We start from the raw sequence: 8,244 nt of genomic DNA on the forward strand, positions 1-8,244 counted from the left end.
TGCGCGGTGCCGTCAAGCGTTTTAAAGCGGGCAAAAACAAGATCAAAAGAGGCTCGGCGTTTCGCAGCCATATTTTGACGAAGATGTCTCAAAAACGCAAGAGGAATTTGCGCGAGGCCCAATACGTCGATTCTACGAACGTATCTGCGGTTAAAAAAATGCTTTGCAAATAGTGCGAAGTTAGTTTTTGACGAAAGTCATTCAAACTCCCCTAAATTTATGGATTTTAGGGCAAGATCCCCAAAGGGACGCCGATTAAGAAAGGATTAATATGGCAAGAGTAAAAACGGGCATCGTTAGACGCCGCCGTCACAACAAGGTGCTAAAGCTTGCGCGCGGATTTTATAGCGCAAGACGCAAACATTTCAGAAAGGCCAAAGAGCAGCTGGAGAGAAGCCTCGTTTACGCCTTCCGTGACAGACGCGCGAAAAAACGCGATTTCCGCAGACTTTGGATAGTGCGCATCAATGCAGCTTGCAGGCTAAACGACATCAGCTATTCTAAATTTATAAACGGACTTAGAAAAGCGGGCATCGAGCTTGATAGAAAAATTTTAGCAAATATGGCTATGAACGATCCCGAAGCTTTTGCAACCGTCGCAAAGAAGGCAAAAGCGGCATTAAAATAAGCTTTAAAATTTGGCCGTCTTAAGGCGGCTAAATTTTTAAATTTCGATAAAGCTTTTAATTTTAAAAGCGCGTCCGCAAATTTGTCGAAATTTAAGAATTTGGATAATTTTATTTGAGGCGGTGCAGAATGCTAAAGTCTTTGAAAAAAATCGTATCTCTTGCGCTTATCGGTGCAGCAGGGTTCGGCTATGCGAGCGAGCAGAATTCCTGGAGCTATGCAAACGCGCAAAAATCACCTTCCAACAACACTTCCCGTTCCGATGTAATGAGCGCTGCGGATAGCTTGGGCGCGAAATTAAGCAGGCGCGACGCGGCTAGCGATAACTCCGCGAGCGACGAGTATGAAAACTCATTTCGTATCAAGCTCGAGTACGCAAGGGGCTTTGCCAAAAAGGGCTCATATTCGGGCAGGCTTAATAATCAGCGCGTTATGATGCCTGCGTTTCGCTGGACGGGCAATAGTGGCGTAAATGCCGAATTTTGGAACGGCATTACCAATATAGGCGGCGCGCTGGTTCCTTATGTGGCTTTCGGTTCATACGAGGCGGCGATACCGGGCGATCAAACTACGCAATATCTGGTCAGAAGGGACGAAGACGCGGTTCAGATGAAGCGAAATATTGCGGCGGGCATAGCAAATTTAGGCTATACCTATACCAAAAATTCTACTAGAAATCTAAATTTAGTCTATGCCGATATCGATAATTTCGTAAATTTCTACGGTAGAGAAAATATCGCAGGATACTTCATCGACGAGGTCAAAACCGAAAATAATCCCGCAACTATCTCTTATATGCAGAGTATCTACAATTATATCAAGACTAAATATCCGGGAATGCTCGTTTTGGCAAACAACGGCTGGGGCGTGCGCGACGCCATAGCCCCTTATGCGGACGTTTGGATGCTGCAAGAGGTGAGCGCGGACGACTACATAAACCACTATCGTCCTAGAACCTCTGAGTTTGAAAAAGACCCGGCAAATTCCTCTAAAATTTTGCATGTCATATATAACGCCAGACCCGATCAATACGACGAGATCATAAGGCTATCTCGCGAGCGCAACGCGGCAAATCTATTTATCACCTCCGATACGAATGCCTATCCTAGCGGATATGACGATCTGCCTACCTATTTTGAAGCGCTGATGCTGGCGATCAATAATTTCACGCCTAAAAACGGCAGCCTGTTTTCGCAGGTCGCAAGAGGCGGCAACCGGGTAGGCATCGAGATGCCGCGCTCGAAGGTCGATCTGGATCTTACAAAGCTTGCAAGAAATTCCGCTTATAAAAATTTAACCGACACCGACGGGCAGGAGTTTAACGTAAACGTAAGCGCGATCGGAAACTATGGCGGGGATTACAAAGACCGCTCGGGCGGCGTCAAATACGATTACAAGAGCGACGGAATTTTACTCGGAGCCTCCAAGAGAGTGGATGATCTTACGCTGGGCGTGATCTTTGGGTACCAAAAATCGGACGCTTGGTATGAGGGTAAATTCGACGGCGTGAAAGAAAACATCAAATCCTACGAGCTCGGTCTGGCGGGTAGATACGATTTTAACGAGAACGTGGATCTGGCGGTAAATTTAACATATTCGACGAACGATCATAAATTTGAAACCAATAACGGATTCGGCGCTATCCACGGCGCGAAATACAAGTCGCAAATTTGGGATTTTAGTACGAGAGCTGGGTACAAATTCTTATTTGAAAACGGCTACATTAAGCCATATTTGGGGTTTGGAGCGATTAGGGTGGACGAAGATGCGATATCCAGGCTTAAATTTAGCTCCGCTTCAAAAACCGCGCCGAACGGCACCGCGGGAATTTACGCGATCAAGGCTTTCGGCGATCTGCAGATATTCGCAAATGCGGAGTACGAGCATCGATTTAGCGGTAATTCGTATCACGCGAGCAGAAAGTATTCGGACAGATACGACGTCGAGGGGCTTGATTATTCTAGCGGCGTGTTTAACGGCGCGATCGGACTGAAATATAAGATCCTTCAAAGCGTCGCACTTAGCGCGTCGTACGAGCTAAGCGAGAGCAAAAATAGCCTTGCTAGAGCCGCTTTTGACGTGGAATTTTGATTTTAATCGGACGTAGCCCAAGATAGGCGGCTGAAGCATAACTGCAAATTCCTCTTTGCCGCAAATCAAAAATTTGCGGCTAAATTTTATCTGGGCTTTGCCGCGAAATTTTAAAATTTTGACCGTAAAATTTTTACTCGCATAATTTCTACTTTGAAATTCCATGTAAGGTCATTTTTTGTGCCGTTATGGATGCGAAGCGACGAGATGGAATCGCTGCCACAGAATTTCGCGCGGACGCTGAGGGGGTTTTAAAATTATAAGATTTTGCCCGTTTAAGACTTTGTGGATCGCGTTTCATCCGTAAGAGATTTTAAAATTCTATACTAGGTGCAACTGCGGAATTTTTAAAAGCAGCGGAATTGCAAGAACTCCAAAGGGGCAGTATTCATAATCCGAGGCAAAATTTAGATTGATTGAAAGCTACCGAAATTGGGTGAAAGAAGCGAAATTTTGCGGATCGCTCCGCAAAATTTAAGAGAGATTATTTTAGCTTGTCTAGTTCGATGATGTAAGGCACCGAGTTTACCCCCGCACCGAAGTATTTGGCAGCTAGGGCTTTTGCAGCGTTTAGCTCGGCGGCGCTTACGTCTTTGGCGCCTGCTTTGTTATCTTCGGCGTAATATTTTTTAAAAACCGCTATCTTTTGCTCGTCAGTTTTAGCATTTTTGATCTCTTTGTAGATGAGCGCGGATTTTGCGTGGCCGTCATCGCCGTGAACGGAGGTCATGACGATATCGACATTGTTACTTTTTAACGTTTCTTCGATCCTTGCCATCTCTTTGCGGCAGAATGGGCACAAAGCGTCCGTCAGCATCAAAATCGTAGGCTTTTTAGGATCGTTTCCTAGCTTGATAATATTGTCTTTGCTCTCTGCTTTGAAGACCTTACTTAGCTGTCCTGCGATGCGGTCTTGTTTGATCTGCTCCTTATAGACTACGCGTTTTTTAGGATCGATGATATCGGTAAAGATCAGATCGCCTTGGGTGAAAATGATCTCCTCTTGCGACATATTGCCTTGAGAAATCTTTAAAACGACCGCCTCAACGCCCTTTGGCTCGCTAAGCGGGATGCGCTCGGCGACCTTTATTTCGATGCCTTGAGGCGCGCCGCCGTAGATAGATAAAATTTCGCTGTCGCTTAGAGCCGCGTTTAGGCTCGCTACGAGAGCAACTGAAGTTAAAATAGCTTTTTTCATTTTTTTCCTTTGCAAAAAATTCTGCGCATTGTAGTGCAAAATTTTAAATTTTTACTTTTTCAGATAGCGTTTATTGTCGATCGTCACGATATTTCCCATTTTATCTAGGTACTCGAGATAGCAGATGACGAATTTCCTGCTAAGTCCTAGCTCCTCTTTGGCGTTCGTGACGTTTACGAAGCCATCTTTTTCGATGATTGCGTAGAGGCGTTTGACCGCCAGGGCTAAATTTTCGGCCTCGACGAAGAGATTGTGCGCGAGACGGACGACCTTTTTGGCGTAGGTTAGCTTCTTTAGCGCGTCATCGCCGCTACTGCGGTCAATCTCCAGCTCGTCATAGACGTTATAAGGCGCTAATGGCGCTATGCCGCCCTTTTTGATGAGATCAAAAATTTTACTCTCCAGGCTCTGTTTGAGCGCGTCAAAATCCACCCCCGATTTTACGTAAACTCCGCCCTTTTTGGAGACAATGCCGCCTCGCTCAAGCTCGCTAAGCGCGCGCGCGGCGAGCTCTTCGCTAGCCCACGAGAGCTTTAGGGCGATCGAGGCGGGCGAAAAGATCGCGTAGTCGTTTTTTGAGACGATAAATTTTATGAGGCTTTTTACGTCCTCGATCGCGCTTAGATCGTAAACGCATAAATTTGCCTCGTCAAAATACGTCCCCTCTAAGCCGCGCGCGATCTTTACCGCTTCGCCGTACTCCATTCCGAAGCGCTGATAGGCCGAAAATAGCCCGAATCCGTGCTTGTGAAAGCCGCTTAGAATTTTAAACGCTTCGGTGAAATTTCGCTTCAAAAGCGCGGTGAGAAGCACAGCTTTGCTCTGCTTTTTTAGCGGCTCGATCACGGCGTTTAGCACGCGCCCGCCGCCGATTACGCGCGAGTTTGCCAAGCATACGAAGGGCTCTCCGAATTTCAAAAACATCGTTTTATCAAATTTAAAGCTTACGAGCTTCTCGCTGCTTGGAAGTTCCTTTAAAATGAGCGCTTTTGCTGCGCTTTGCTTGCTTCCGACGCAAAACAGCACGTCTTGATTATGCGAAATTTCGCCGCTAAAGGTGCAGTCGGCTTCGTTAAAGCCGCGGAAAAAGCCCTTTTTGCTTAGGATTTGCCCCTTTTGCAGCTCGCTCGTTTTGGCGTCCAGACTTAGCGCGACGCGGTTTGGAGCCTGCGCTAGCGGCGTGTCCTCGTCGTGTATCTGCACGCTTTTGACGTTAAAAATTTTACCCAGATCGCAGTTATAAAGCTTCTCGCCCTTTGAAATCGCGCCGTTAATGAGGCTGCCCGTTACGATGGTGCCAAGCCCCTTAAGCGAAAAGACGCGGTCGATGTAGTAGTGCACCACGCCGCCTCCTTGGCGCTGCGCGGGCTTGATATTAAAGAGATAGTTTTTCAGCTCGGCGATGCTTGCGGGGTCTTTTATGCTGATAAAAAAGGTGTTTAAAATTTGCAAATCTTTAAATTTGCAGATATATTCCTTGCACTGCGCCGCGACCTCCGCCTTGCGCGCGTCGCCCACCAGATCGCACTTGCTGATACACAAGATCACGCTTTTTACTCCAAGCAGCGATAAAATTTGAATATGCTCTTTGCTTTGCGGCATTAGCCCGTCGTCCGCGGCGACTACCAGCATCGCAGCGTCGAAGGCATACGCGCCGCTAATCATCGTCTTTACTAAGTTCTCGTGTCCCGGAACGTCGATAAATGCGACGTTGGTGTCTCCCGAGCGCAGATGCGAAAAGCTAAGATCGATCGTGATGCCACGTTCTTTTTCGCTAGGCATTCGGTCTCCTTCAAAGCCGTTTAGCGCCTTGATTAACGCGGTCTTTCCGTGATCGATATGGCCTGCGGTGCCGATGATTACGCTATTCATAAATTTCTCCGATCTTTTTTATTAAATCTTGCAAGTCGCTTTTTAAAATCGATCTGAAATCGAGCAAAAATTTATCATCCTCGATCCGCCCGATTATGCCCGCAGCGCGAAATTTTGTCTGCGTGCTCTGCGGCTCTGCGCCGTCAAGTATCGCAAGCGCGACGCTAGGGTAGGAGGCGCTCGGCATCGTACCGCCGCCTACGAAGGTGGTAGTGGGCACGATCTGAGATTTTACGCCGATGCGCGATCGCACTAACTCCGCTCGCTCACGTAGCTCATCCAGGCTAAGATGGATCTGATCTATCGTCGTGATGAGGTGAAATTCTTTATTTATGTACGCCTTGATCGTCTCGGCAAGCAGGCTTAGCGTGATCTTGTCCACGCGCAGCATTCGCAGTAGCTGGTTTTTGCGCAGGCGTGCGATGAGCTCGCGATCCCCTAAGATGATGCCGCACTGCACGGAGCCGAAAAGCTTGTCGCCGCTAAAGCTAAGCAGCCGCACGCCGCTTTTTAAAAGCTCAAAAATGGATGGCTCGCTTTTGCCTAGCCCAAATCCCAGCTCGCTCGCGTAGCCGCTTCCAAGATCGTAATAATCGATGATCTCGTTAAAGCTTTCCTCTTTTTTCATGCTAAATTTTGCGGGGTAAATTTTAGAAGCTTTATCGGAAATTTCGCTCTCGCCGCCTTCATAAAAACGCTCGCTCTTTTTGGACAGCTCGTCGCTTTTTAAATTTAGAGCATTCGCAGAGCCTGCCGCTAAGCTTAAACCATTCTGCGCGGAATTTAGAATTTCGCCGTCCGTGTCCGAAGAGCCGCCGCAAAGATCTGCTAAATTTTTAAAGCTTGCCGCTCTAAGCGCTAAAAATTCTCTCTTTGCCTGTGAGGCGCGACGTGCGAGAGCCGCTACTTCCGCAGCGCTTACGCTAGAGCTGAAGCCCGAAATTTTAAAATTTGAGCGGTGCACCTTCATCAAGATCGCCGTGTTTTCATTGATCGCTTCCTCGTAATCTTCCGGCTTGGTTTTGTTCGTAGTGCCGATCTCTACGAGCTTTGCGCCAGAGTTCGCCATCACCTCGCTTACCCGAAAGCTCCCGCCGATCTCGACTAGCTCGCCGCGGCTTACCACGACTTCGCGTCCGCGCGCGAACGTATTTAGCACCAAAAAGACCGCCGCAGCGTTGTTATTGACCACGAGCGCGTCCTGCGCGCCGAAGAGCTCGCTGCACAAAAGCGCTATGTAGTCGTATCTGTTGCCGCGCGCGCCTTCTGATAGGTCGTATTCTAAATTTGAATACGAGGTGATGATCTTTTGCGCGCGGGCTAAAATTTCGGCGCCAATGACGCTGCGGCCGAGATTTGTGTGTAGCACGACGCCAGTTGCGTTAATGAGCGGTTTGAGGCTTAGATTTTGAAATTTTTCGTAGCGCGATTTGATGCGCGCAATGATCTCGCTTTCACTTGCGAGCTCGCCTCCTTGCAGCGCCTTTCGGCGCTCCTGCCGGATGAGCTCTTGCGCGATTTTGATGATTTGCGGGCGGAGGCAGTTTTGAAACTCCTGCGCGTTTGCGATTTTATCGATTTTTGGTAGTTTGATTTGTTGCATTGCGACCCCGATGCCTTAAAATTTAGACGATTTTATCATTTAAAGCTTTGATTTTGCTTTATCTATAAAATTATTAATTTAAATTCGATTTACTTTAAGTGCAGAATTTAAAAGCTGTTTAGAAAATAAGAGTAAAACCCGCCTAATTATCAATTTAGGATAGATTATGAAAGAACATGGATTTTACGCCGCGGGGCTAAAGGATGTCGTCTTAAGCGATGATATCGAAATTTGCGGCGATGAAGAGGGGGCGAAAAAAGAGGAATTTATCGTCGCTAATTCGCCGAAATTAAAAGCGCAAATTTATGCGCCCGAGATAAATTTTTATATAGAAAATTCCGCAGATGAGCCGCTACAAATCGCTAAAAACGTAGATATTTTGTATCGCGCCAAAGATATCGCCTTCGACGGCGCGCTAGATAGCGACTATCAAAAGCCCGTCGGAAAAAACGTAATTCTCGCCTGTGATGAGCCGCGAGAGGAGCTTGCGGGGCTACTTAGGCAGCACGGATTTAAGGTGATCGTGTTAAGCAGGGCTGAGATTAAGTTCGTCTACGGCGAGATTGGCGATCTTACGGTTATGATTTTAAGCGAGCGGGATGAGGTTGAGACCGAGGCGGATTTTTTCTTGATTAGCGGCGCGGCGCCCTATCAATTGCGACAAAGCGGCTGCTACGAGATCTCGGGGCTAAAAGACGATGAAATTTTAGAAATTTTAAATTCCAAAAGCCCGGTTTATCATTATAAGAATTCCACGATCTTCGATCCTGCGATTTGCCAGTATCAAGGTAGGCGAAATGAGTTGCGAGCGTCATGCGCGGAGATTTGCCCCACAGTGGCGATTTTGAAAAAC

The 8,244-nt window shown here is 47.3% G+C and carries 7 protein-coding genes and 1 pseudogene; 4 read left to right on the forward strand and 4 right to left on the reverse strand.

What is annotated here, in order from left to right; all coding sequences use genetic code 11:
• The 3 genes from rpmI to Q0605_RS02725 all read left to right on the forward strand — a co-directional run.
• The coding region (rpmI, locus tag Q0605_RS02715) for a 50S ribosomal protein L35 (RefSeq protein ID WP_298704019.1) at positions 1–173 on the forward strand (173 nt) is incomplete at its 5' end.
• 98 nt (positions 174–271) lie between these two features.
• On the forward strand, positions 272–628 hold the full coding sequence (gene rplT, locus Q0605_RS02720; protein ID WP_295153159.1) for a 50S ribosomal protein L20: 357 nt from the start codon (positions 272–274) through the stop codon (positions 626–628).
• Positions 629–756: 128 nt separating this feature from the next.
• Complete coding sequence (locus Q0605_RS02725; RefSeq protein ID WP_298704005.1) at positions 757–2,718, forward strand: autotransporter domain-containing protein; 1,962 nt, start codon at positions 757–759, stop codon at positions 2,716–2,718.
• Here the strand turns inward: Q0605_RS02725 and Q0605_RS02730 are convergent.
• The 4 genes from Q0605_RS02730 to selA form a co-directional block, all read right to left on the reverse strand.
• Positions 2,665–2,883 carry a hypothetical protein gene (locus Q0605_RS02730; protein ID WP_298704008.1) on the reverse strand — a complete coding sequence of 73 codons (219 nt, stop codon included), beginning with the start codon at positions 2,881–2,883 and terminating at the stop codon, positions 2,665–2,667. The two genes, Q0605_RS02725 and Q0605_RS02730, sit on opposite strands and share 54 nt — an antisense overlap.
• A 319-nt stretch (positions 2,884–3,202) precedes the next feature.
• Positions 3,203–3,916, reverse strand: coding sequence for a histidine kinase (locus Q0605_RS02735; RefSeq protein WP_298704010.1), 714 nt, complete (start codon positions 3,914–3,916; stop codon positions 3,203–3,205).
• Positions 3,917–3,967: 51 nt separating this feature from the next.
• On the reverse strand, positions 3,968–5,788 hold the full coding sequence (selB, locus tag Q0605_RS02740; protein ID WP_298704013.1) for a selenocysteine-specific translation elongation factor: 1,821 nt from the start codon (positions 5,786–5,788) through the stop codon (positions 3,968–3,970).
• Complete coding sequence (gene selA, locus Q0605_RS02745; RefSeq protein ID WP_298704016.1) at positions 5,781–7,391, reverse strand: L-seryl-tRNA(Sec) selenium transferase; 1,611 nt, start codon at positions 7,389–7,391, stop codon at positions 5,781–5,783. The genes selB and selA overlap by 8 nt, the downstream gene beginning before the upstream one ends.
• Positions 7,392–7,557: 166 nt before the next feature.
• On the opposite strand from selA, the pseudogene Q0605_RS02750 reads away from it, so the two are divergent.
• Positions 7,558–8,244 (forward strand): annotated as a pseudogene (locus tag Q0605_RS02750) (ferredoxin); the annotation flags it as partial.

Origin of the sequence: uncultured Campylobacter sp., assembly GCF_938017705.1 — a bacterium.
Lineage (GTDB): Bacteria > Campylobacterota > Campylobacteria > Campylobacterales > Campylobacteraceae > Campylobacter_B.

Excerpts from the sequence above, each read along its gene's own strand:
- Q0605_RS02735 (WP_298704010.1), bottom strand. The coding sequence starts at position 3,916 with ATGAAAAAAGCTATTTTAACTTCAGTTGCTCTCGTAGCGAGCCTAAAC.
- Q0605_RS02725 (WP_298704005.1), top strand. The coding sequence starts at position 757 with ATGCTAAAGTCTTTGAAAAAAATCGTATCTCTTGCGCTTATCGGTGCA.
- selA (WP_298704016.1), bottom strand. The coding sequence starts at position 7,391 with ATGCAACAAATCAAACTACCAAAAATCGATAAAATCGCAAACGCGCAG.
- selB (WP_298704013.1), bottom strand. The coding sequence starts at position 5,788 with ATGAATAGCGTAATCATCGGCACCGCAGGCCATATCGATCACGGAAAG.
- rplT (WP_295153159.1), top strand. The coding sequence starts at position 272 with ATGGCAAGAGTAAAAACGGGCATCGTTAGACGCCGCCGTCACAACAAG.
- Q0605_RS02730 (WP_298704008.1), bottom strand. The coding sequence starts at position 2,883 with ATGGAATTTCAAAGTAGAAATTATGCGAGTAAAAATTTTACGGTCAAA.